Raw genomic sequence first — 21,575 nt, forward strand, 5'->3', positions numbered from 1 at the left:
AACTCGGAACCGCAACTCGCAACCCAAGGCCTGCAACTCTGCAACCTGCAACTCGCAACTCCGAAGCCCCGTCAACACTCAGAAATTGAAATTAATTTGAATTTTATTTGTTCCTTTAAATTTTCTGTCGTTAACTTTGCTTCACAAGAAATCGAGAAATGAACAAGGTGATTTGTAATATGATGTGTATGATGTGGAGAAATTCCGCAGCGCGTCCTATTGCATGAATCTGAAAAAGATAAAATAGCAAGAAGCCGCTGCCACCGCAGCGGCTTTTTTGTTTCAAAGAACTAAAGAAACAAGAGCTAGCTAAAATGCCATTTTTGAGGCCACATAAAAAGAAGTGGCAAAAGAGTAAAAAAGAGAAACCATGAAAAATTACAGAGCAATAGCAATGATGATGATGTGTTGTATGATGTGCATGATGTGCGCACCAACCCGCTATTGCCGAAAAACGAGGATTTAAGTTAGTTATATATTCAGTTAGAAAATCCCTTTGGCAAGCGAGTCAAAGGGATTTTTGTTTTTAAGACAATTAACAAACAATAATCAAGCACCAAATTCCAAATTCCAATGTGGAAAGAGGTTTTTAGCCCGCAACCCGGAACCCGCAACCGTCAACTGACAACCGACAACTGAGAACCGACAACCGATAACATTGACACATAACAATTAACTATTAACCTTTATTCCTTAAACCTTTAAAAGATGAGTACAACAAACAATTTTTCGACCAACGCTCTCCACGCAGGGCATGATGTAGCAGCAAACGGAGGCACTAGAGCAGTCCCTATCTACCAGTCAACTTCTTATGTCTTTAGAGATTCCGATCATGCGGCCAACCTTTTCTCACTGGCAGAACCGGGATTCATCTACACCAGACTAAACAATCCTACAAACGACATTTTAGAGCAGCGACTGGCAGCCCTGGAAGGCGGAATCGCAGCCGTGGTCACAGCATCGGGTACTGCGGCGATCAGTACCACGCTGCTTACGCTGCTAAAAGCCGGAGATCATATAGTGGCTTCCAGCAGCCTCTATGGCGGCACTTACAACCTCCTAAGGGTTACCTTACCACGCCTCGGCATCACCACTACTTTTGTAGATCCGCAGGATGCTGAGAATTTCTCTAATGCCGTAAAGGAGAATACCCGAGCTGTTTTTGTGGAATCGCTGGGCAATCCCAGGCTTGATGTGCTGGACCTGGAGGCAATCTCCAAAGTGGCAAAAAAACATAAAGTACCTTTTATAGTTGACAACACCGTGGCCACTCCGGCACTGGTAAAACCTATCGAATATGGTGCCGACCTGGTGATCCATTCCCTAACCAAATACATTAGTGGAAATGGAACTTCCCTGGGCGGAGTCATTATTGACGCCGGAAAATTCGACTGGAGCAATGGCAAATTTCCTGAGTTCACAGAACCTTCGCCGGGTTACCACGGATTAGTCTATCACGAGGCTTTAAAAGAAGCTGCCTTCATTGCTAAAGTGCGAATTGAAGGCCTGCGGGATCTTGGTGCAGCGCTGAGTCCGTTCAATGCTTTCCAGATCCTGCAGGGGCTCGAGACGCTGGAGATAAGGATCAAAAAGCACAGTGAAAATGCATTGGCTCTGGCAAAATGGCTGCAGCAAAAAGAAGAGGTGAGCTGGGTGAACTATCCGGGGTTGGAAAGCAGTCCTTATCATGAGTTGGCTGAGAAGTACCTTCCAAAAGGGCAAAGCGGAGTCGTGACCTTTGGAGTAAAAGGCGGGTATGAAGCTGCAAAAGTGCTGGTGGATGAGACAAAGCTGTTTTCGCTGCTGGCCAATATTGGCGATACTAAGTCTTTGATCATTCACCCTGCCAGTACAACACATCAACAACTAAATGATGAGCAGCAGGAGTCAACGGGTGTAACCAAAGATCTCGTGAGATTGTCTGTGGGTCTTGAAGACTTGGAGGATCTCAAATATGATCTTGAGCAGGCCCTGGCAAAAATACCTGTTAAAAATGCCATTTAATCAGACTAATTTTAATCCGGAACAGGAGAAGGATTTTTCTGCTGTTCCGGAAAATTTAAAGATATGCTTCAGGAAATAGTTATACCCGATTTCAGAAATTCGGCAGGTACCGTGCAGAAGATCCATGTGTTTTTTCGCCTTTTTGGGCAGCAACCCGGAACTGCCCCTGTGGTGCTCGTAAACCATGCACTCACAGGTAATGCCGAAGTTTCGGGGGAGCAGGGATGGTGGAAGGAACTGGTTGGGCCAAAAAAGGTCATAGATACCAACAGGTTTTGCGTGCTGGCTATTAATGTTCCGGGAAATGGCGCAAGTGGCAAACGGGAGCATCTGCTGCAAAATTACACCGAATTCACTCTGGAGGATATTGCCGGAATATTCTTAAAGGTACTTGATGAATTGCAGATCAACAGCCTGTTTGCAGCCATTGGAGGCTCCATTGGGGGCGCCCTGGCCTGGTACCTTGCAGTCCTCAAACCAAACCTGATCCAGAACCTGATTCCCATTGCCGCCGATCTTAAAGCCACCGACTGGGTACTGGGGCAGTGCAAGGTGCAGGACCAGATCCTCAACAATTCTTCAGATCCTGTACATGATGCCCGAATGCACGCAATGACTTTTTATCGGACTCCGGCGTCATTTTCGGCCAAATTCCGCAGAAAAAGAAATGAATCCAATCTTGAATTTGAAGTGGCAAACTGGCTGAGCCATCACGGCAGGAAGCTGGAGAAGCGATATGAACTGGCTGCTTATAAATTGATGAACCACCTGTTAACAACTATAGATATTTCGGCAGGCAAAGGGGATCCTTCAGCAGCAGCCGGGAAAATAACCGGAGACATTCATTTGGTGGGAATTGATTCAGATCTGTTTTTTCTTCCGCAGGAAATTAGGGATACCTATAGAAAACTTTCCGAAGGGAAGCAGAACCTGAGCTACCATGAGATTAGATCAATACATGGTCACGACGCTTTCCTTATTGAATATGACCAGCTGAAGGAAATTCTGGGTCCAATTTTTAATACAAAACCAACAAAAGATGAAAAAAATAAACATAGTTCTGTTTGGAACCGGTAACGTGGGCAGTAAGCTCATTAATCAGGTGCTGCAGGCGCGGGAGAGTCTAAAACAAAAAGAAGGGCTGGAGCTTAATTTACCGGTCATTGCAAATTCGACTACTGCTTTTTTCCAAAATGAGAATCAGCAGGCTTCCTGGGAGGCCGACCGCGAAAAGTTTGGCTTTCCCTACAAATTTGATGATATCCTGGAGTACGTTCAAAAGCAAAAGTATAAGAACCTGGTTGCAGTAGATGCCACGGCCAGTGAGGAATTCGTGGATCATTACCTGCCTCTAATCAAGGCCGGTTTTCACATCGTGGCAGCCAATAAAGTTGCCAACACCCGGTCCTCAAAATTTTATGGCGAGCTGCGGGCAGCGCTTAAAGAAAACAACAGGTTTTTCTTTTACGAGACGAATGTAGGAGCTGGTTTGCCGGTTATTGAGACCCTTAGGAATTTTTACCGTTCAAATGAGCGAGTCACGAAGGTAAGAGGGGTTTTTTCGGGCTCCTTAAGTTATATTTTCAACACCTATTGTGAGCAGGAAAGAGCTTTTTCTGAAGTACTTTCTGAAGCCGCCGAAAAAGGTTTTACAGAGCCCGATCCAAGGGTGGATCTATCGGGAAAGGATGTTGCGCGAAAGCTACTTATTCTGGGTCGTGAACTGGGGCTGGAAAAGGAATTTGAAGAAATTGCAGTTCAGGATCTTGTGCCACCGCACCTTAATGGGCAATCAAGTCTTAAAAATTTTCAGCAGAAAAAGAACGAACTTGACCCATTATTCCTGGAGCTAAAGAAAAATCTTGGACCAGATGAGGTGATAAGACATGTGGGAGAGCTCGACCTGCAAGAGGGGGTGCTGGATGTAAAGCTAGTGAAGGAGAAGAGATCTTCGGCCCTTGGGAGTCTTCAAAATGTCGACTCTTCTTTCGAGATCTTTACCGAATCTTACGGAGAGCAGCCTCTGGTGATTAAAGGAGCAGGGGCAGGAGCTGTTGTCACGGCCCGCGGAGTTCTTACAGATTTAATTAAATTAGCTGAAAAATTACCCTCATGAAGATCCATCTTAAAAGGCTGAACAATAACTATCATTTTGAAACTACTAATGAGCGGGGCGATGTGGTGCAGCTCGATAACAAGAGCGAACCGAATCCTCAGGGAGCCAGCCCAATGGAGTTGCTGCTCATGGGAATTGCCGGTTGCAGTGGGATCGACATTGTGATGATCCTCAAAAAGCAGCAGCTGGAAATGACCAACCTGGAAATGGATGTGGAAGGCTTTAGAGTGGATGGCGCTGTGCCAAACGTTTTTAGAAGAATTCACCTCAAGATCACCATTGACGGCGAGATTCCGGAAAATAAAGCTGTAAGAGCGGTAGACCTTTCGCTGGAAAAATATTGTTCTGTGGCTAAGATGCTGGAAAAGACTGCCGAGATTACATCTGAGATCATCCTGAACGGTTCGCCGGTAAAGAAATAATTCCGGCGCTCTTCCCCCATGCGAAAACTGCTGCTGCTTCTTTTTGTTTGTCTTGGCCAAACAGCTTTCTCCCAGGAGAAGCATTATTCTTTGGAGGCGAATTATTTCTATGGCAGCATCTGGGAGCACAATCCGAATATTTCGCATTTAATAACAGAACATCCGTACGGGCTGTTGCTGCACTTCAACCGGAAGACCTATGGAGATGAAGCCTGGGAGAGGCGGTATAATTATCCCAATGTTGGGTTTTCGCTCTCGTACCAGGATCTCAAGAATGAGCATTTGGGACAGAATTTTGGAGCCTATGCACATCTGGGGTTTTATTTTCTAAGGCGTCACCTTTTACTGAAAGTCGGCCAGGGACTGGCAGTGACCACAAATCCTTATCACCCCGATGATAATTACCGGAACAATGCTTACGGCTCCCGCATCTTAAGCTCCACGATCTTCACAGGGAACCTGCAGTTTGAAAACCTTATAGGAGGTCTCGGTTTCCAAACCGGACTATCGCTGATACATTATTCCAACGCCGATTTTAAATCTCCCAACAGTTCCACCAATACGCTTGCCTGGAGCGCAGGATTGAACTATGACTTTAATCACGAATCTAAAAGAGCGTTCATTCCCAAGGATCCAAAAATGCCATTTTCGGCCCCTTTTAGATACAACCTTGTATTGCGCGGCGGAGTTAATACTACAGGAGTCATAGGATCTGAGTCTTATCCATTCCTCACTTTTTCAGCTTACGCAGATAAGTCTTTGAACCACAAAAGTACCTTACAGGCAGGTGCAGAATTGTTCCTTTCCCGGGCAATGGAAGAGTATATTTACTTTCATTCTGTTGCTTTTCCGCTCGACGGTTCGGCGGGAGATGAAGATTCAAAGCGGGTGGGGATCTTTGCCGGGCACCAACTTACGTTCAGAAAGCTTTCCCTTATAACGCATCTCGGATATTATGTATATTATCCATACGACAAATATGTGGACCGAATTTACAATAGGGTAGGGCTACAAAGAGAGATCTGGAATGACCTTTTTGGGTCTGTAACCGTTCGCTCGCATGGAGCAAATGCCGAGGCAGTAGAATTTTCAATTGGATATCGTTTATGAAACTGCTGCTGAAAAAATACCTGCTGATTTTCCCATTTTTGGGACTGTTGTCTTTTGCCGGTTGCGATACCGCAGATGCCCCCGACTGTTTTCAAACCGCCGGAAAGATCATTGGAAAAGAATTTGAGGTAGAGTCATTCAATGAACTTATAGTTTATGAAGATATCGATCTGTTTATTGAACAGGGACCTGAACACCGCGTATTGGTCCAAACCGGAGAGAATCTCATGAACGAGATCTCTGCTGAAGTGGTGGAAAGTAGGCTCATCCTCCGGAATGACAACGGCTGTAATTTGGTAAGGGATTATGATGTCACCAAAATTTACGTCACCACCCCAAATCTAAACTGGCTTCAAAATGCCGGAAATCGGGTGGTCAAAAGTGTGGGAGAATTACATTTCCCAAACATATGGCTTAGAAGTTTAAATCAGGAAAGGGCAAAGGGAGTATATACGGTTGGAGATTTTGACCTGCATTTGATTTCAGATTATGTGAGGGTGACCGGGGATGATTTTTCTAACTTCTTTCTGCGTGGGAAAACAGATCATCTTAACCTCTTTATAGCCAACGGAGACGGCAGGGTAGAAGCGGGTGAGCTAATGGCGGGAAAGGTCGATTTCCAGCACAGGGGGACAAATAAGTTGATTGTGAATCCGCAGGAGGTGTTGAAGGGAGAGATAAGGAGTACAGGGGATGTGATTTCCGTAAATCGTCCGCCGGTAGTAGACGTGGAAGCGTTTTATTCAGGAAGGTTGATCTTCGAATAATCCTAGCCCAGTTTCATCCCACCCGCACCTTCCGGATGGAAGGGGTTAAGAGGCTTTCCGTCAAAACCAACAGTTTCTTAACCTGTTGGGTTTTGTTCCAGATACCGCCATCAGGAGGGCAACAGTATTTTGCCTCGCGGCACGAATTAAAGATCCACGCCACCTTCTATAATGTCATATCAAGCTCCGTTCAAACCTGCAAGGTCTTTTTGACCTTGTAGGTTTAGTTTAGAGATTTTCGATAGAGACCTACAAGGTTTTTAAAACCTTGCAGGTCAGGAGGCGGTGAGGTGCTTCTTCAACAACAAGGAAGATCAGGGAATTCAGGGGCCAAGAGCTTTTTTTTCGGCACGGATTAAAATCCGTGCTAACTTCGCCTAATTGATCTGGAGAAAAGGTTTAGGCTGAAAGCCTTAAACAAATCAGCCCGGAGCAGCGCTCCGGGACTTAAAATTTCCATTGATCCCCAGCCTGTAAGGCTGGCATCATCCTCGATCATCTGTAGAACCTATAGTTTCAGCCTTACAGGCTGATAGATTTTGCGGTTATTTTTTCCCCGGGCGATGCCCGGGGCTATTTTGTTTGATCCTTTCAGGCTCTATGCAATAAATTTTGCATACCAACAAAATGAATAGCCTTCGGCTTTAGCCGGAGGCAAAAGAATTAAAAAGAACAGGTTTTTAGCCCGATTATTACTGTTTCGAAAGAGAACAGGTTATTTGTGTCGCACCTCCGGTGCTGTTCACGGAGAACCCTGTCAGAGGTTCCAAACGATGACAGGGTTGTTTGCTTTATCTGCTTCTTCAATAGTCTTTGAATTTCCATTGATCCCCAGCCTGTAAGGCTGGCATCATCCTCGATCATCTGTAGAACCTATAGTTTCAGCCTTACAGGCTGATAGATTTTGCGGTTATTTTTTCCCCGGGCGATGCCCGGGGCTATTTTGTTTGATCCTTTCAGGCTCTATGCAATAAATTTTGCATACCAACAAAATGAATAGCCTTCGGCTTTAGCCGGAGGCAAAAGAATTAAAAAGAACAGGTTTTTAGCCCGATTATTACTGTTTCGAAAGAGAACAGGTTATTTGTGTCGCACCTCCGGTGCTGTTCACGGAGAACCCTGTCAGAGGTTCCAAACCCTGACAGGGTTGTTAGGTTTATCTGCTTCTTCAATAGACCTAAAATTTCCATTGATCCCCAGCCTGTAAGGCTGGCACCATCTCGATTATCTGTAGAACCTATAATTTCAGCCTTACAGGCTGATAGATTTTGCGGTTTTTTTTCCCCGGGCGATGTCCGGGGCTATTTTGATTGAGCCTTTCAGGCTCTATGCAAATAAACTCTACATAACAAAAAAATGAACTGCCTTCGGCTTTAGCCGGAGGTAGAAGATAATTTGATCAGGGCTTTAGCCCAATCCTTTTGTTACGGAATACTACGGGTCGCACCTCCGGTGCTGTTCGCGGAGAACCCTGTCAGCGGTTCCAAACCCTGACAGGGTTCTATATTTTATCTGCATTTTAAATAGAGAATAGGAAGATCATGGCTTTACTCAAGGAAATTAGATGGCGCCGATTTGCAATCCGTGCCTTGCATATAAAAATTTACTTCTTCAGCGTCAATTCAGAAAAAAGGCTTTCGAGATTTTTGTTCTTCCGATTCAGCTGCAAAGTTTTTAATCCGTTGTCGTGGGCGAAGTCAAAGACAGTTGGCCGCATGTCTTTGGGAGTATCAAAAGTAAGTTCATAGACGAAGCCGCCAACATTCTTGATATTCAGTAAATGAGGCAGTCGCTGCAGAGCAACTTCTTCAATGCGGTAGTCAAATTCAACTTCAATGATCTGCACCTGCTCATCGCGTAGGTCTTCCAGGCGCTTATCGGCCACAATTTGACCTTTATTAATAATGATCACCCGCTCGCAAAGTGCTTCTACCTCACGCATGATATGAGTGGAAAGGAAAATGGTTTTTTCTTTTCCTATTTCTTTGATAAGCTCTCTAATTTCTATAAGTTGATTTGGATCGAGTCCGGTGGTTGGCTCATCGAGGATCAAAACCTGGGGATCGTGTAGAAGCGCATTGGCAAGACCCACTCTTTGACGGTATCCTTTAGAAAGTTGTTCGATCTTTTTATTGGCTTCGGGTAACAGGCCCGTTTGAAAAATCACCTCTTCAATCCGCTTTTTTGACACCTTATAGATAAGCGCATTGAACTCCAGGTATTCCCTAACATACATTTCGCTGTAAAGGGAATTGTGTTCGGGCAAATATCCAATGCTTTTTTGAGCCTGTAATATTTCTTCCGAAATAGAGTAGTCATTCACAACAGCTTCTCCCGAGGTAGGCTCTAAATATCCGGTAAGGATCTTCATTAGAGTAGATTTACCCGCACCATTCGGACCCAAAAAACCCACGATTTCGCCTTTTTGTATACTAAAGGAGATATTATCTAAAGCTTTTTGCTCCCCGTAGAATTTTGAGATCTTGTTTACCTGAATGGACATAGCAGCTTTTTCCCAAATGTAAATCAACTTTTTGAAAAGGCGAACTTCTGCTTTGGCAAAATGGCGAAATCGTTCTCGTGATTTTTTTAGGAAAAAATATCGTTTTTAGGAAATATGTGCTACATTAGCCATTCACAGAAATGACAATGAACAATTTATTTATCTGGAACGCCTGGTATTACTTTTATTTCTATAACAGAGATAGGATCGGGAGTGCCATATAATTAAAATTATATAATAACTGAAATCCCGATGCGAAACATCGGGATTTTTTTTTGCCATAAAATGGAAGAAAAAGTTGCAATACAGGGAATAAGAGGTTCTTTTCACCACCAGGTGGCCGGAGAATATTTTGGACAAGATATTCCTGTTGATGAATGCAGGTCATTTCGGGATGTGGTAGAAAGTTTGCTAACCCAGCGTTCCAATTATGCTGTTATGGCAATAGAAAATTCGACTGCAGGTACTATTCTACCAAATTATGCCCTTATAGATGACAATGACCTGCAAATAAAGGGAGAGCACTATATACCCATTAGCATGAATCTCATGGCACTTGCGGGGCAACAGATATCTGATATCAGGAAAGTCTGTTCTCATCCAATGGCCTTGCTGCAATGCCAAACCTTTTTTAACGCCTATCCCGATTTGGAGCTTATTGAAGATACCGACACGGCGGCGGTTGCCAGGAAAATAAAAGAAGGAGGTTTAAAAGGTATAGCGGCTTTGGCAAGTAGAACTGCGGCAGAGATCTATGGTCTGGAGATATTAGAAGAAAATGTTCAAACCATGAAAAGCAACGCCACCCGTTTTCTTGTACTTTCTGCTAAAAATGGATACTCACAAGCAACAGCAGCGAACAAGGCGTCCTTAAAATTAGTGCTTGAAAACAAAAGAGGAAGTCTTGTGAGCATCTTGAATATACTAAGAGATTTCGATCTGGATATGACAAAGATCCAGAGTGTTCCGGTAATTGAGACGCCCTGGAAATATGCCTTTTTTCTCGATGTTCTTTTTCAGGAAGAAGAGGTGCTGCACAGGGTTTTGGGAGTTATTAGAGATTTGACAGAAGAATTAAAAATATTAGGGATTTATAAAAACGGCTTACTATGATCGCACAGGCCACGAGATTAAACCATGTTGAAGAATATTACTTTTCAACCAAATTAAAAGAGGTAAGGGATTTACAGGATTCGGGGAAACCTGTTATAAACCTGGGAGTAGGTAGCCCCGATTTGCCACCGCCATCCCAGGTGATGACGGCTTTACACCAGGCACTGCTCAATCCCGATGCACATCAATATCAGCCTTACCGGGGGACAAAGGATTTTCGGCAGGCCATTTCAGAATTTTACAGGAATTTCTATGGAGTTCAGTTAGATTCAGAAACCGAGGTGCTGCCGCTTATGGGCAGTAAGGAAGGAATAACCCATATTTCCATGGCTTTTTTAAATGAAGGGGATGAAGTGCTGGTGCCAAATCCGGGATATCCAACCTATGCAGCGGTAAGTCGGCTCGTAGGAGCCAATACTGTGTTATATGACCTCAGTGAAGAAACGGGCTGGCTACCAGATTTTCAGGAATTGGAAAAGAGGGATCTCAGCAGGGTAAAATTGATGTGGGTGAATTATCCAAACATGCCTACAGGTGTGGTGGCAAAAAAGGCAATTTTTAAACAGCTTATCGCCTTCGGAAAAAAGCACAGAATTCTTATTGTCAACGATAACCCCTACAGTTTTATCTTGAATGAGGAGCCGGAAAGTATCCTTAAATATTCTGATGAGGCAGATGGTGTGCTGGAACTAAACTCTTTAAGTAAAAGTTTTAATATGTCGGGATGGAGAATAGGAATGCTCTGCGGAAGTGAAAAACATATTAATTCTGTCCTAAAGGTAAAGACCAACATGGACAGCGGGATGTTCTTTCCACTGCAGGCGGGTGCTGCCATGGCACTTCGACTTCCGCAGGAATGGTTCAGGGAACAGAACAAGGTTTATCAAAGCAGGAAAGAGCAGATCATGAACCTGGCCACCCTTCTTAACTGTAGGTTCACAGAAGATCAAACCGGAATGTTCTTATGGTGCCGGGTTCCTGAGGGAACTACTTCGGAAGCTTTTGTAGATCATCTTCTAAAGCAGTATCATATTTTTGTGGCTCCGGGATTCATTTTTGGAAGTCAGGGAGAAGGATATATAAGATTTTCTCTTTGTTCCCCTGAAGAAAATATCATCAAAGCCTGTAAACGATTGACAGCATGAAAGTCCAGATCATAGGTATAGGTTTAATAGGAGGTTCGTTTGCTCTTGGACTAAGAAAGGCATTTCCAGGGATGGAAATTCTGGGAACTGATGCAAATGAAGCTCACCTTGCGAAGGCTACCGAGTTAAAACTTATTGACCAGCCTGCAGGACTTGAGGGAGTAAAGACGGTTGATGTGGTGATCATTGCAGTTCCTGTAGATGTGGCCAGAAAGGTGGCTGTTGAGGTGCTGGATAAGGTAGGAAACAACACTCTTGTTTTTGATGCCGGTTCCACAAAGGCGGGATTATGCGAAGCAATTGAAGCACATCCAAACCGTCGCAACTTTCTTGCAGCCCATCCTATCGCGGGTACAGAATTTTCGGGGCCGGGTGCGGCTGTAGAAGATCTTTTCCGCGAGAAGACAAACATCATTTGTGAAGTGGAAAAAACGGCTTTTAAACTACAGGAAACAGCTTTGGAAATATTTCAGAAGCTGGGAATGCGCATCAGGTATATGGACCCGAAATCTCACGATCGACATATTGCCTATGTTTCACACCTGTCTCACATCAGCTCCTTTATGTTGGGTAAAACCGTTCTTGAAAAAGAACAGAACGAAAAGGACATTTTTGACCTGGCGGGAAGTGGTTTTGCTTCCACAGTGCGGCTTGCGAAAAGTTCGCCGGCTATGTGGACTCCGATTTTTCAGCAGAATAAGAACAACATATTAGAAACTCTGGAAGAGTATATAAGTAACCTTACCAGTTTCAAAAATCTTCTCGAAAAAGATGATTTTGAAGAGGTATTTATGGAAATGGAAAGAACGAATCATATAAAGACAATTTTGAACGGAATAAACTGATCATAAAATGGAAAATAAAAAAGAGCTAAGAACCTGGTTGGACAACTTTGGACTGGAACATCCACTTGTTATCGCAGGACCCTGCAGTGCAGAAACCGAAGAACAGGTTCTCAAGATAGCGCATCAACTGAAAGATACAGATGTGAATGTACTGCGGGCAGGAATATGGAAACCCAGAACCCGACCCGGAAATTTTGAAGGAGTAGGTGCTTTAGGTCTAAAATGGCTTCAGAAGGCAAAAGAAGAAACAGGAATGTTGACTACCACCGAAGTTGCCAATCCCAATCATGTGGAACTGGCCATGAAACACGATATCGACATCCTCTGGATTGGTGCCCGAACCACTGTTTCCCCATTTATTATTCAGGAGATCGCAGATGCCCTTAGGGGTACAGATAAGATCGTACTGGTCAAAAACCCGGTAAATCCCGATCTTTCCCTGTGGCTGGGCGCCGTAGAGAGATTTTACACCAATGACATCAAGAATCTTGGGGTGATCCACCGTGGATTCTCTACTTACGAAAAGACCAGGTACAGAAATAATCCCGAATGGCAGATCCCGATCGATCTTCAAACAAAATTCCCCGATCTGCCTTTGATCCTCGATCCTTCGCACATCGCCGGAAACCGAACCTCGATCTTTGACCTTTGCCAGACTGCACTCGACCTCAATTACGACGGACTCATGGTGGAAACTCATTATGATCCCGACAACGCATGGAGTGATGCCGCCCAGCAAATTACTCCGGCCACCCTGGTGCAGTATATGCAGGATCTGAGAATAAGGAAAGAAGTTTCTGAAAGCGAGGAATTTCAGGCAAAACTTAAGAACCTAAGGGCAATGATCGATATAGCAGATACACAATTGCTGGACGTGCTTTCACGGAGAATGAAAATTTCAGATGAAATAGGTAAAGCCAAGAAGGAACAGAATGTTGCTATTCTGCAAAATCAGCGCTGGAGCGAGATCCTTGGCAAGATGACTTCAGAAGGTCAGGAAAATGGCTTGAGTGAAGAATTCATTCTGCGTATTTTTAAAGCCATTCACCAGGAGTCGATAAACCATCAGAAAAAGGTTATTAGCGAATAATTTCGCACTTTTGTAGCATGACAGGAACCGTTTATAAATCTACCGGAAGCTGGTACCAGGTGAAAGCCGAAGATGGAAAGTTCTACCAATGCCGTATTAAAGGAAAGTTCAGGATCAAGGGGATCAAGAGTACCAATCCTGTGGCAGTGGGCGACAGAGTAGAATTTAAGGCGGAAGAAGGCAGTGACGAGGAAATGAACGGAGTAATTACCGAGATAAAGGACCGGGAAAATTACATCATCCGGAAATCGGTCAACCTGTCAAAGCAAACCCACATCATTGCTGCAAATATTGATCAGGCATTTTTGCTGGTGACGTTGAATAATCCCCCAACCTTTACTGTTTTTATAGATCGTTTCCTGGTGACTGCCGAGGCCTATGACATAAAGGTGATCCTGCTGTTCAACAAGATCGACACCTACAATGAGGAGGAGCTGGCCGAGGTGAAATATCTTGCTGCCATGTACCGGCAAATTGGGTACCAGTGTATAGGTATTTCGGCTAAGACCGGAAAGAACGTGGAGCAGGTAAAGGAGCTTATGCACAACAAGATCAGTATGATCTCGGGGCATAGCGGGACAGGAAAATCCACGCTTATAAATGCCATAGAGCCCGGGCTGGAATTGAAGACGCGTGAAATTTCAGACCTCTACAAGCAGGGTCAACATACCACTACTTTCGCAGAAATGTATGATCTCAGTTTTGATGCAAGGATAATCGATACTCCTGGGATCAAAGGCTTCGGAGTTGTGGACATTGAAAAAGAGGAACTGGGAGATTACTTTCCTGAATTCTTTGCAAGAAAGCAGGATTGTAAATTCTATAACTGTCTGCACCTGGAGGAGCCTAAATGTGCCGTAAAGGAGGCCCTTGACGCCGGAGAAATACCATGGTCCCGTTATAAAAGTTATGTACAGATCCTCAAAGGAGAGGACGACCAGCAATATCGTATAGATAATTACGAACAGGAATGAGAGTAGTAATACAGAGGGTTTCACGAGCTTCAGTGACTATAGAAGGTTTTAAAAAGGCAGAAATTGGATGGGGATTATTGATCCTGCTGGGCATAGAGGATGCCGATGGCGATGAAGACATTCTCTGGCTATGCAGAAAAATAGCCAACATGCGGATCTTCAATGACAGTAATGGGGTAATGAACCAATCCTTACTCGATCAGGATGGTGATGCAATTGTCGTGAGTCAATTTACCCTCCACGCCAGTACCAAAAAAGGGAATAGGCCCAGTTATATCGAAGCTGCAAAGCCGGAGGTTGCAATTCCTCTCTATGAAAAATTTGTTCGGCAGCTGGAAGCAGAAATTGGTAAACCTGTTGGCACGGGAGAATTTGGTGCAGACATGAAAGTCGAACTTTTAAATGATGGGCCTGTGACGATAATTCTGGATTCGAAGAATAAGGAGTAACTGTTGTTAGGACATAACCGCTGTCAGGGCTTGGAGCCACTGACAGGGTTGAGCGGGATTGACCCTGTCAGCGGTTTTATACCCTGACAGGGTTGAAGAGGGGGTTGAGCATAACAAATTTTTATCGCTTGAAAATAGAAAGTATAGAAAGGGGAAATTACTATCACATTTACAATCGTGGTAATAATGGAGCTGATGTGTTTTTCGAACACGAAAACTATCTGCATTTTCTTCGATTGTATGATAAATATATGGATGTCATATCTGAAACCTTTGCCTGGTGCCTAATGAGAAACCATTTTCACATTTTAATCTATTTTAAGGAGGTAAGGGAGATGGGAACAAATGCTGAAATTAAGCCAGGAGTTTATAAAGATCCTTCCCGACAATTGTCGCACCTCTTTAATTCCTATACTCAGGCAGTAAATAAAAGATATAACAGGACAGGTTCAATATTTGAAAGAACATTTGAGCGAAAGAGAATTGACTCCGAAGATTATCTCCGGAAAGTAATTTATTACATTCATAATAATCCTGTTGCTCATGGAGCGGTTCAGGAAATTAAAGATTATCCCTGGTCTTCTTATAAAGCTATAATTTCCCAGGAAACTTCGATTTTGAATAAGGAACAGGTGCTAGACTTATTTGGGGATAAGGAAAATTTTATTGCCTATCATAATCAAAAGGATGGTGGTGGGTAGCTGCTATAGAATGAGCAGAGCGTTCCAAACCCGAACAGGGTTGAGCAGATTATTAACCGCTGTCAGGGCTAAGAGCCGCTGACAGGGTTGACAAATGGAGCAGATAGTAAAAACCCTGTCAGTGGTTTTCATACTGAGAGGGTTGAAGAGTACACGAACGAAGTCGTAACAAATGAACCGATGTCAGGGCTAGTAGCCACTGAGGGTGTTAAGAAACAGAATAGAACTATGAACATAAAAGATTCCCAGGCCGCTGTAGATGCCTGGATCAAAGAACACGGGGTGAGGTACTTCAACGAACTCACCAATATGGCTCAACTTACCGAAGAGGTAGGAGAAGTAGCAAGGATCATTGCCCGGCGATACGGGGAGCAGAGTGAAAAAGAGAGCGATAAAGCCAAAGACCTTGGAGAGGAACTGGCCGATGTTGTTTTCGTAGTGCTTTGTCTTGCAAACCAGACGGGAATTGACCTGCAGGAGTCTTTTGATAAGAAGCTTAACCTTAAAACTCAGCGGGATAAGGATAGGCATAAGAACAATGAAAAATTACAATAAATGCGCATTTTAGAAGATCTTAAAAATCCAGATTATTGGGTAAAGGTGTTACAACTGGGGACAATTTTCTTCGTAATATTCGTTGGACTTTCCCTGATCATCTCACATTTCAGGCAGATCATTTCAGGAGATTTTGCAGTCATTTATCAGGATGAATTCTCAGATGGAAAATGGGTTGAGTATTTTCTGGTAAAAGCGGCAATTAGCTTGGTGTATGCCATGTATATGACCAGCAGGCGCAAGAACTTTAACAGGCAGTAATTATGCACCTTCAGCTCACTTCCGATAGCCGGAAACTCTCCGGCAGGATCTCTGTTACCGGTTCAAAAAGTGAATCTAACAGGCTGCTTATTCTACAGGCACTATTTCCCGAACTCAGGATTGAAAATCTTTCCAACAGTGATGATACGCGCGTGCTGCAAAAAGCTCTGGCTTCTTCTGAAGGAGTGATAGATATTCACCACGCGGGTACTGCCATGCGTTTTTTAACGGCTTATTTTGCTTCGAATGAAGGCCGTGAGGTAGTGCTGACAGGTAGTGAGCGCATGCAGGAGCGGCCTATCGCAATTCTGGTAGATGCGCTAAGGGAATTAGGAGCAGATATTTCTTATGAGAAGAATAAAGGATTTCCTCCCTTACGTATAAAAGGCAAGAAACTTTCAAAAAATGAAGTTACGATTAAGGCTAATATCAGCAGCCAGTATATATCGGCATTGATGCTCATTGCGGCTTCCCTTCCTGAAGGATTAAAAATACATCTTGAGGGAAAAGTTACTTCAGTGCCTTATATTGAAATGACACTTCAGTTACTTCGGAAATGCGGGATAAGCGGAAGTTTTCAGAATAATGAAATCTCCATTGCTCCTGTATCTTCCGTACCCGAAAAAGAAATAACAGTGGAATCTGACTGGAGTTCGGCTTCTTATTTTTACAGCCTGGCGGCTCTAAGTGAGTCGGCAGAAATTTCCCTGAGTTCCTATCGGGCCGAAAGTCTGCAGGGCGATAGAAGTGTCGTAGAAATCTACGAAAAATTGGGAGTGAAAACAACATTTTTGGATGGTGAGATAAGACTGGAAAAAGTAAAAACGGAACTTCCGAAGAAGATGGAACTGGATCTTTCCAACAGTCCCGATCTGGCTCAGACTATTGCTGTCACCTGCTTCGGACTGGGAATAGAAGCAGAAATGACCGGATTACACACTCTAAGGATCAAGGAAACGGACAGGCTTCAGGCATTGAAGAATGAACTGGAGAAACTTGGTGGACAGGTGGAGATCACCAATGATTCTCTGCGCCTTGACCCTTCAGCAGAAATAAAGAGCAACATCAGTATAGATACTTACCATGATCATAGGATGGCGCTGGCTTTTGCTCCGCTGGCTTTAAAAGTTCCTTTGAGGATAAGAGATGCGGGAGTGGTTAGTAAATCTTTTCCTGGATTTTGGGAAGATCTGAGTAAGCTCGAAATTTCTTCAGAAGAAATTGAGGATATCTAAAATATCTTCAATAGTCATGGACGTGTGACCGCATCAATTAAGACATTTCTCAAATAAAGGCTCATTTACTTGACAACGCCTATCCCGAGGTTGTATATTTGCAGCTTCTTAAAATCTATCTTATATGGGAATGAAATTATCGCACTTCAATTTTGACCTTCCGCCGGAACTATTGGCCGAATATCCTGCCGAGAACAGGGACGAAGCCCGTTTGATGGTCTTAAACAGGAAGGATCAAACAATTGAGCACAAGCATTTTAAAGATCTTATCGATTATTTTGAACCGGAGGACGTGATGGTGTTGAACAACACGAAGGTATTTCCTGCACGTCTTTTTGGAAATAAAGAAAAGACCGGTGCTAGAATTGAGGTGTTTTTGTTGAGAGAACTTAATGCTGAAACCCGTTTGTGGGATGTGCTGGTAGATCCTGCCAGAAAAATTAGAATTGGAAATAAACTCTATTTCGGGGAGGACGAAAGTCTTGTAGCTGAGGTGATTGACAATACTACTTCCCGTGGAAGGACCTTGCGTTTTCTTTACGATGGTTCTTACGAGGAATTCCGTGATAAATTGACAGAGCTTGGAGAAACTCCGCTGCCAAAATACATCAAGAGAGAAGTGCAGCCCGAAGATAAGGAGCGTTACCAGACAATCTATGCAAAGGCTGAAGGTGCTGTGGCTGCCCCAACTGCAGGTCTTCACTTTTCCAAGCATCTACTAAAAAGACTGGAAATAAAAGGAGTGAACTTTGCTGAAGTAACCTTGCACGTGGGGTTAGGTACTTTTAGTCCTGTGGAGGTAGAAGATCTTTCCAAGCATAAAATGGACAGTGAAGAAGCTTATATTGAAAAGCCTGCAGTAGACACTATAAATAAGGCTATTCAGGAAAAACGCAGAGTATGTGCGGTGGGAACAACTGTTATGCGTTCGCTGGAAAGTTCGGTCTCTTCAAACAAAACCCTGAATGAATTCCAGGGATGGACCAATAAGTTCATTTTCCCTCCATACGATTTTAGCATTGCTAATTGTATGATTACCAACTTCCATACTCCAAAGTCGACTTTGTTGATGATGGTATCGGCATTTGCAGGGCATGATTTCATGAAGAAAGCCTATGCTGAAGCAGTAAAGGAAAAATATAAGTTCTATACCTACGGGGACGCGATGTTGATCCTTTAGGATAGTGAGCAGTGCTCAGTCTTTAGTGAGAAGTAAAAATTCAAAACCTGCAAGTTCTTTTTGACCTTGCGGGTTTTTTGCTTTTCTGAATATTAGTGGATTCGCAAACAACCCATGTAATTAATAAAGGGTGGAGGTTCAAAAAAATTATTTTTTTAAAAACCGGAATCCAAAAGCGCCTTTCATAAGGAGGCTGAAAAATGACATTTTTGGCAGGTAATAAGGAAGATTAGCTGTTTGAGGTAGTTCTTATTTTGCAAATTTTTATTAGTTTATAGAAAAGCAAAAAGAAATTATTATGTCAAAATTCGAAATTAAAAAGGACAAAGCAGAAGAATTCAGGTTTAACCTAAAAGCAGCTAACGGGCAGGTTGTATTAAGCAGTGAAGGCTACAAAGTCAAAGCAAATTGTCTAAAGGGTATAGAATCTGTTAGAAAAAACTCTCAGGTCGATGAGCGCTTTGATCGCAAGGAGACAGAAAATGGTTTTCGCTTCAACCTCAAAGCAACTAACGGTCAGGTAATTGGCACAAGTCAGGCCTACAAGTCCCTCACGGCAATGGAAAAAGGTGTTCTTTCTGTTAAGACCAATGCTCCCGATGCGGGGATCGAAGATAATTCTGCAGAGGAAAGTTAACCCCCGGCACAAAATAAAATTCTGCTAAGGTTAAGCAATCATTTCAGGGTATCATCTGCGGGAGGCTTTGTGTAACTTTCTGTAAGGAATTTGCAGTACAAGCTACTAAGTTTTTTCAGCCGAAAAGAAAATTCTTTTTTGTAAACCTGCTGCTTCTGAAATTATTAGATTCCTGAAGATAAAAAAGGTTGTACAATTCCTTACTTTTGCAGCGTGAAAGAAAATAAGAAAGACATACGGGCTTTAACAAAAGAGCAACTGCAGCAATTCTTTGTTTCTCAAGGGGATAAATCCTTTCGTGGAACTCAGGTTTATGAGTGGTTGTGGGGAAAAGGAGCTCATTCTTTTGAAGATATGACTAATATTTCAAAAGAAACACGTCAAATGCTGAGTGAAAATTTTGTGATCAATCACATTCGCGTGGACCAAATGCAGCGCAGCAGTGATGGGACCATCAAAAATGCCGTTAAATTGCACGATGACCTCACCGTGGAATCGGTTTTAATTCCTACAGCCAGCAGGACCACGGCCTGTGTTTCTTCACAGGTTGGCTGCAGCCTGGACTGTAAATTCTGCGCGACGGCCAAACTCAAGCGAATGCGCAACCTAAATCCAGATGAGATCTATGATCAGGTGGTGGCGATCGACAACGAGAGCAGACTTTATTTTGAGAAGCCGCTTTCCAACATCGTCTTTATGGGCATGGGAGAACCGCTCATGAACTACAATAATGTTCTGAAAGCTATTGAAAAGATCACTTCTCCCGAAGGTCTTGGAATGTCCCCGAAGCGTATTACCGTTTCCACCTCGGGAGTGCCAAAAATGATCAAAAGACTGGCCGATGAGGAGGTGAAATTCAAATTGGCGGTTTCCTTACATTCGGCTATAGATGAGGTGCGGACTTCCATTATGCCTTTCAACGCTACTTTTCCGCTAGAAGATCTCCGGGAGGCGCTCGAATACTGGTATGCAAAAACCAAAAGCCGGATTACCTATGAATATGTGGTATGGAAGGGGATCAACGACTCTAAGAGAGATGTGGATGCTCTTGTAAGATTTTGCAAGTATGTGCCTTGTAAAGTGAATCTTATTGAATACAATCCTATTGGTGATGATCACTTCATGCAGGCTCCCGAGGAGACGACCAATATGTATGTTAGGGAACTTGAGCGTCACAATATTACCTGCACAGTACGCCGCTCCCGGGGAAAGGATATAGATGCCGCCTGTGGACAGCTTGCCAATAAATCGAAAGAAGCCACCGCTTAGGTCTTTCAAAAAGGGCAAAATTTCAGGGAGTAATAATCTTTTAACTATCTTAGCAGCCCTTATGAAGGTGATCTCCAAAATTAAATTGCCGGTTGAAGGTGAGATGGAACTTTTTGAAAAGAAGTTCACAGAATCCATGTCTTCTAAAGTTGCCCTTCTCAACCGCATCACCCATTTTATAGTAAACCGCAAGGGAAAGCAAATGCGTCCCATGTTTGTTTTCCTGGTGGCCAAAATGGTTTCAAACGGGAAGGTGAATGAACGAACCTATCGTGGTGCTTCGGTAATAGAATTAATACATACTGCCACCCTTGTCCATGACGACGTGGTAGATGATTCCAACCGGCGTAGAGGCTTCTTCTCCATCAATGCGCTCTGGAAGAACAAGATCGCTGTTTTGGTAGGGGATTATCTGCTTTCAAAAGGACTTCTGCTTTCCATAGACAACAATGACTTTGATCTTTTGAAGATCATTTCTGTCGCGGTAAGGGAAATGAGTGAAGGTGAGCTTTTGCAGATCGAAAAAGCCCGTCGCCTGGATATTACCGAAGATGTTTACTACGAGATCATCCGGCAAAAGACGGCTACTCTTATAGCTGCCTGTTGTAGTCTAGGCGCCGCTTCTGTACATCCCGATTCCCCGGAAGTGGAAAAAATGAGGCATTTCGGAGAACTTATTGGAATGGCCTTTCAAATCAAAGATGATCTTTTTGATTACGGCAACGAACGCATAGGCAAACCTACCGGGATAGATATCAAGGAGCAAAAAATGACCCTTCCCCTTATCCACGTGCTGAATAAAATTGAGCCAAAAGAAAAGGCCTGGCTTATAAACTCTGTGAAGAACCATAATAAGGATAGTAAGCGAGTTAAAGAAGTGATCAATTTTGTCAAAGCAAACGGCGGACTTGATTATGCAGTGGGGAGAATGAAAGATTTTCAACAGCAGGCTCTTTCCCTTTTGGAAGAATACCCCGATTCTCCATATAAAGATTCCCTTGTGCTCATGGTGAATTACGTAATAGAGCGTAAGAAGTAGTGTTTCCGCAGTTTTTCCTTTCCACAGAATTAAAAAATGAAGTTTAATTGCTTTAATGAGAGGTCATTGCATTTAAATTCCAAAAAAATCTCCGCCTCAGGCAACCTTTTGTAACTTTCCCTCGTCTATGTTAATAGAAGGCCTTTTGTAAAGCTAAGCA

21 protein-coding genes are annotated in these 21,575 nt (G+C 43.4%); 20 read left to right on the forward strand and 1 reads right to left on the reverse strand.

What is annotated here, in order from left to right; translation table 11 throughout:
* Window positions 1–708: 708 nt before the first annotated feature.
* The 6 genes from VR862_RS14090 to VR862_RS14115 all read left to right on the forward strand — a co-directional run bounded on the left by VR862_RS14090 (window position 709) and on the right by VR862_RS14115 (window position 6,419).
* Window positions 709–2,004 carry an O-acetylhomoserine aminocarboxypropyltransferase/cysteine synthase family protein gene (locus VR862_RS14090; RefSeq protein WP_324721646.1) on the forward strand — a complete coding sequence of 432 codons (1,296 nt, stop codon included), beginning with the start codon at window positions 709–711 and terminating at the stop codon, window positions 2,002–2,004.
* A 63-nt stretch (window positions 2,005–2,067) separates the two neighbouring features.
* Entirely contained in the window at window positions 2,068–3,081 is a 1,014-nt protein-coding gene (locus VR862_RS14095) for an alpha/beta fold hydrolase (RefSeq protein ID WP_324721647.1), read from the forward strand.
* Entirely contained in the window at window positions 3,044–4,120 is a 1,077-nt protein-coding gene (locus VR862_RS14100) for a homoserine dehydrogenase family protein (protein ID WP_324721648.1), read from the forward strand. Before VR862_RS14095 ends, VR862_RS14100 begins: the two co-directional genes overlap by 38 nt.
* Window positions 4,117–4,542, forward strand: coding sequence for an OsmC family protein (locus VR862_RS14105; protein ID WP_324721649.1), 426 nt, complete (start codon window positions 4,117–4,119; stop codon window positions 4,540–4,542). Before VR862_RS14100 ends, VR862_RS14105 begins: the two co-directional genes overlap by 4 nt.
* A gap of 18 nt (window positions 4,543–4,560) precedes the next feature.
* Complete coding sequence (locus tag VR862_RS14110) at window positions 4,561–5,652, forward strand: acyloxyacyl hydrolase (RefSeq protein WP_324721650.1); 1,092 nt, start codon at window positions 4,561–4,563, stop codon at window positions 5,650–5,652.
* Window positions 5,649–6,419 carry a head GIN domain-containing protein gene (locus tag VR862_RS14115; RefSeq protein ID WP_324721651.1) on the forward strand — a complete coding sequence of 257 codons (771 nt, stop codon included), beginning with the start codon at window positions 5,649–5,651 and terminating at the stop codon, window positions 6,417–6,419. The genes VR862_RS14110 and VR862_RS14115 overlap by 4 nt, the downstream gene beginning before the upstream one ends.
* 1,603 nt (window positions 6,420–8,022) lie before the next feature.
* Here VR862_RS14115 and gldA read toward each other — a convergent pair.
* The gene (gene gldA, locus VR862_RS14120) at window positions 8,023–8,922 is read right to left on the reverse strand and encodes a gliding motility-associated ABC transporter ATP-binding subunit GldA (RefSeq protein WP_324721652.1); all 900 of its coding nucleotides are present in this window, start codon (window positions 8,920–8,922) and stop codon (window positions 8,023–8,025) included.
* Window positions 8,923–9,207: 285 nt separating this feature from the next.
* On the opposite strand from gldA, the gene VR862_RS14125 reads away from it, so the two are divergent.
* From VR862_RS14125 to VR862_RS14190, 14 genes are all read left to right on the forward strand, one after another.
* Window positions 9,208–10,035 (forward strand): prephenate dehydratase, encoded by an 828-nt coding sequence (locus tag VR862_RS14125; protein ID WP_324721653.1) that lies wholly within the window; start codon window positions 9,208–9,210, stop codon window positions 10,033–10,035.
* On the forward strand, window positions 10,032–11,180 hold the full coding sequence (locus VR862_RS14130) for a pyridoxal phosphate-dependent aminotransferase (RefSeq protein ID WP_324721654.1): 1,149 nt from the start codon (window positions 10,032–10,034) through the stop codon (window positions 11,178–11,180). Before VR862_RS14125 ends, VR862_RS14130 begins: the two co-directional genes overlap by 4 nt.
* Window positions 11,177–12,025, forward strand: a complete 849-nt coding sequence (locus VR862_RS14135) for a prephenate dehydrogenase (protein ID WP_324721655.1) — start codon at window positions 11,177–11,179, stop codon at window positions 12,023–12,025. Before VR862_RS14130 ends, VR862_RS14135 begins: the two co-directional genes overlap by 4 nt.
* Before the next feature lie 7 nt (window positions 12,026–12,032).
* Complete coding sequence (locus VR862_RS14140) at window positions 12,033–13,115, forward strand: chorismate mutase (protein WP_324721657.1); 1,083 nt, start codon at window positions 12,033–12,035, stop codon at window positions 13,113–13,115.
* Window positions 13,116–13,132: 17 nt separating this feature from the next.
* Window positions 13,133–14,089, forward strand: coding sequence for a ribosome small subunit-dependent GTPase A (gene rsgA, locus VR862_RS14145; protein WP_324721658.1), 957 nt, complete (start codon window positions 13,133–13,135; stop codon window positions 14,087–14,089).
* Window positions 14,086–14,538: a D-aminoacyl-tRNA deacylase gene (gene dtd / locus VR862_RS14150; protein WP_324721659.1), complete on the forward strand. Its 453-nt coding sequence runs from the start codon at window positions 14,086–14,088 to the stop codon at window positions 14,536–14,538. The genes rsgA and dtd overlap by 4 nt, the downstream gene beginning before the upstream one ends.
* A gap of 128 nt (window positions 14,539–14,666) precedes the next feature.
* Window positions 14,667–15,239, forward strand: a complete 573-nt coding sequence (locus tag VR862_RS14155; RefSeq protein ID WP_324721660.1) for a hypothetical protein — start codon at window positions 14,667–14,669, stop codon at window positions 15,237–15,239.
* 228 nt (window positions 15,240–15,467) lie between these two features.
* Window positions 15,468–15,794 carry a nucleotide pyrophosphohydrolase gene (locus VR862_RS14160; RefSeq protein ID WP_324721661.1) on the forward strand — a complete coding sequence of 109 codons (327 nt, stop codon included), beginning with the start codon at window positions 15,468–15,470 and terminating at the stop codon, window positions 15,792–15,794.
* Complete coding sequence (locus VR862_RS14165) at window positions 15,795–16,055, forward strand: hypothetical protein (RefSeq protein ID WP_324721662.1); 261 nt, start codon at window positions 15,795–15,797, stop codon at window positions 16,053–16,055.
* Window positions 16,056–16,057: 2 nt separating this feature from the next.
* Entirely contained in the window at window positions 16,058–17,290 is a 1,233-nt protein-coding gene (gene aroA, locus VR862_RS14170; protein WP_324721663.1) for a 3-phosphoshikimate 1-carboxyvinyltransferase, read from the forward strand.
* A 130-nt stretch (window positions 17,291–17,420) separates the two neighbouring features.
* Window positions 17,421–18,470 (forward strand): tRNA preQ1(34) S-adenosylmethionine ribosyltransferase-isomerase QueA, encoded by a 1,050-nt coding sequence (gene queA / locus VR862_RS14175; protein WP_324721974.1) that lies wholly within the window; start codon window positions 17,421–17,423, stop codon window positions 18,468–18,470.
* A gap of 298 nt (window positions 18,471–18,768) precedes the next feature.
* Window positions 18,769–19,107, forward strand: coding sequence for a YegP family protein (locus VR862_RS14180; RefSeq protein WP_324721664.1), 339 nt, complete (start codon window positions 18,769–18,771; stop codon window positions 19,105–19,107).
* Between the two features lie 213 nt (window positions 19,108–19,320).
* On the forward strand, window positions 19,321–20,376 hold the full coding sequence (gene rlmN / locus VR862_RS14185; protein WP_324721666.1) for a dual-specificity RNA methyltransferase RlmN: 1,056 nt from the start codon (window positions 19,321–19,323) through the stop codon (window positions 20,374–20,376).
* A gap of 61 nt (window positions 20,377–20,437) precedes the next feature.
* On the forward strand, window positions 20,438–21,415 hold the full coding sequence (locus VR862_RS14190; protein WP_324721667.1) for a polyprenyl synthetase family protein: 978 nt from the start codon (window positions 20,438–20,440) through the stop codon (window positions 21,413–21,415).
* Window positions 21,416–21,575: the final 160 nt, after the last annotated feature.

It is taken from the genome of Salinimicrobium aquimaris, assembly GCF_035607535.1.
In the GTDB taxonomy this organism is placed as follows: domain Bacteria; phylum Bacteroidota; class Bacteroidia; order Flavobacteriales; family Flavobacteriaceae; genus Salinimicrobium.

What these genes read in the sequence shown, in the direction of transcription:
- VR862_RS14090 (WP_324721646.1), top strand. Translation starts at nt 709, where the DNA reads ATGAGTACAACAAACAATTTTTCGACCAACGCTCTCCACGCAGGGCAT.
- VR862_RS14095 (WP_324721647.1), top strand. Translation starts at nt 2,068, where the DNA reads ATGCTTCAGGAAATAGTTATACCCGATTTCAGAAATTCGGCAGGTACC.
- VR862_RS14100 (WP_324721648.1), top strand. Translation starts at nt 3,044, where the DNA reads ATGAAAAAAATAAACATAGTTCTGTTTGGAACCGGTAACGTGGGCAGT.
- VR862_RS14105 (WP_324721649.1), top strand. Translation starts at nt 4,117, where the DNA reads ATGAAGATCCATCTTAAAAGGCTGAACAATAACTATCATTTTGAAACT.
- VR862_RS14110 (WP_324721650.1), top strand. Translation starts at nt 4,561, where the DNA reads ATGCGAAAACTGCTGCTGCTTCTTTTTGTTTGTCTTGGCCAAACAGCT.
- VR862_RS14115 (WP_324721651.1), top strand. Translation starts at nt 5,649, where the DNA reads ATGAAACTGCTGCTGAAAAAATACCTGCTGATTTTCCCATTTTTGGGA.
- gldA (WP_324721652.1), bottom strand. Translation starts at nt 8,922, where the DNA reads ATGTCCATTCAGGTAAACAAGATCTCAAAATTCTACGGGGAGCAAAAA.
- VR862_RS14125 (WP_324721653.1), top strand. Translation starts at nt 9,208, where the DNA reads ATGGAAGAAAAAGTTGCAATACAGGGAATAAGAGGTTCTTTTCACCAC.
- VR862_RS14130 (WP_324721654.1), top strand. Translation starts at nt 10,032, where the DNA reads ATGATCGCACAGGCCACGAGATTAAACCATGTTGAAGAATATTACTTT.
- VR862_RS14135 (WP_324721655.1), top strand. Translation starts at nt 11,177, where the DNA reads ATGAAAGTCCAGATCATAGGTATAGGTTTAATAGGAGGTTCGTTTGCT.
- VR862_RS14140 (WP_324721657.1), top strand. Translation starts at nt 12,033, where the DNA reads ATGGAAAATAAAAAAGAGCTAAGAACCTGGTTGGACAACTTTGGACTG.
- rsgA (WP_324721658.1), top strand. Translation starts at nt 13,133, where the DNA reads ATGACAGGAACCGTTTATAAATCTACCGGAAGCTGGTACCAGGTGAAA.
- dtd (WP_324721659.1), top strand. Translation starts at nt 14,086, where the DNA reads ATGAGAGTAGTAATACAGAGGGTTTCACGAGCTTCAGTGACTATAGAA.
- VR862_RS14160 (WP_324721661.1), top strand. Translation starts at nt 15,468, where the DNA reads ATGAACATAAAAGATTCCCAGGCCGCTGTAGATGCCTGGATCAAAGAA.
- VR862_RS14165 (WP_324721662.1), top strand. Translation starts at nt 15,795, where the DNA reads ATGCGCATTTTAGAAGATCTTAAAAATCCAGATTATTGGGTAAAGGTG.
- aroA (WP_324721663.1), top strand. Translation starts at nt 16,058, where the DNA reads ATGCACCTTCAGCTCACTTCCGATAGCCGGAAACTCTCCGGCAGGATC.
- queA (WP_324721974.1), top strand. Translation starts at nt 17,421, where the DNA reads ATGAAATTATCGCACTTCAATTTTGACCTTCCGCCGGAACTATTGGCC.
- VR862_RS14180 (WP_324721664.1), top strand. Translation starts at nt 18,769, where the DNA reads ATGTCAAAATTCGAAATTAAAAAGGACAAAGCAGAAGAATTCAGGTTT.
- VR862_RS14190 (WP_324721667.1), top strand. Translation starts at nt 20,438, where the DNA reads ATGAAGGTGATCTCCAAAATTAAATTGCCGGTTGAAGGTGAGATGGAA.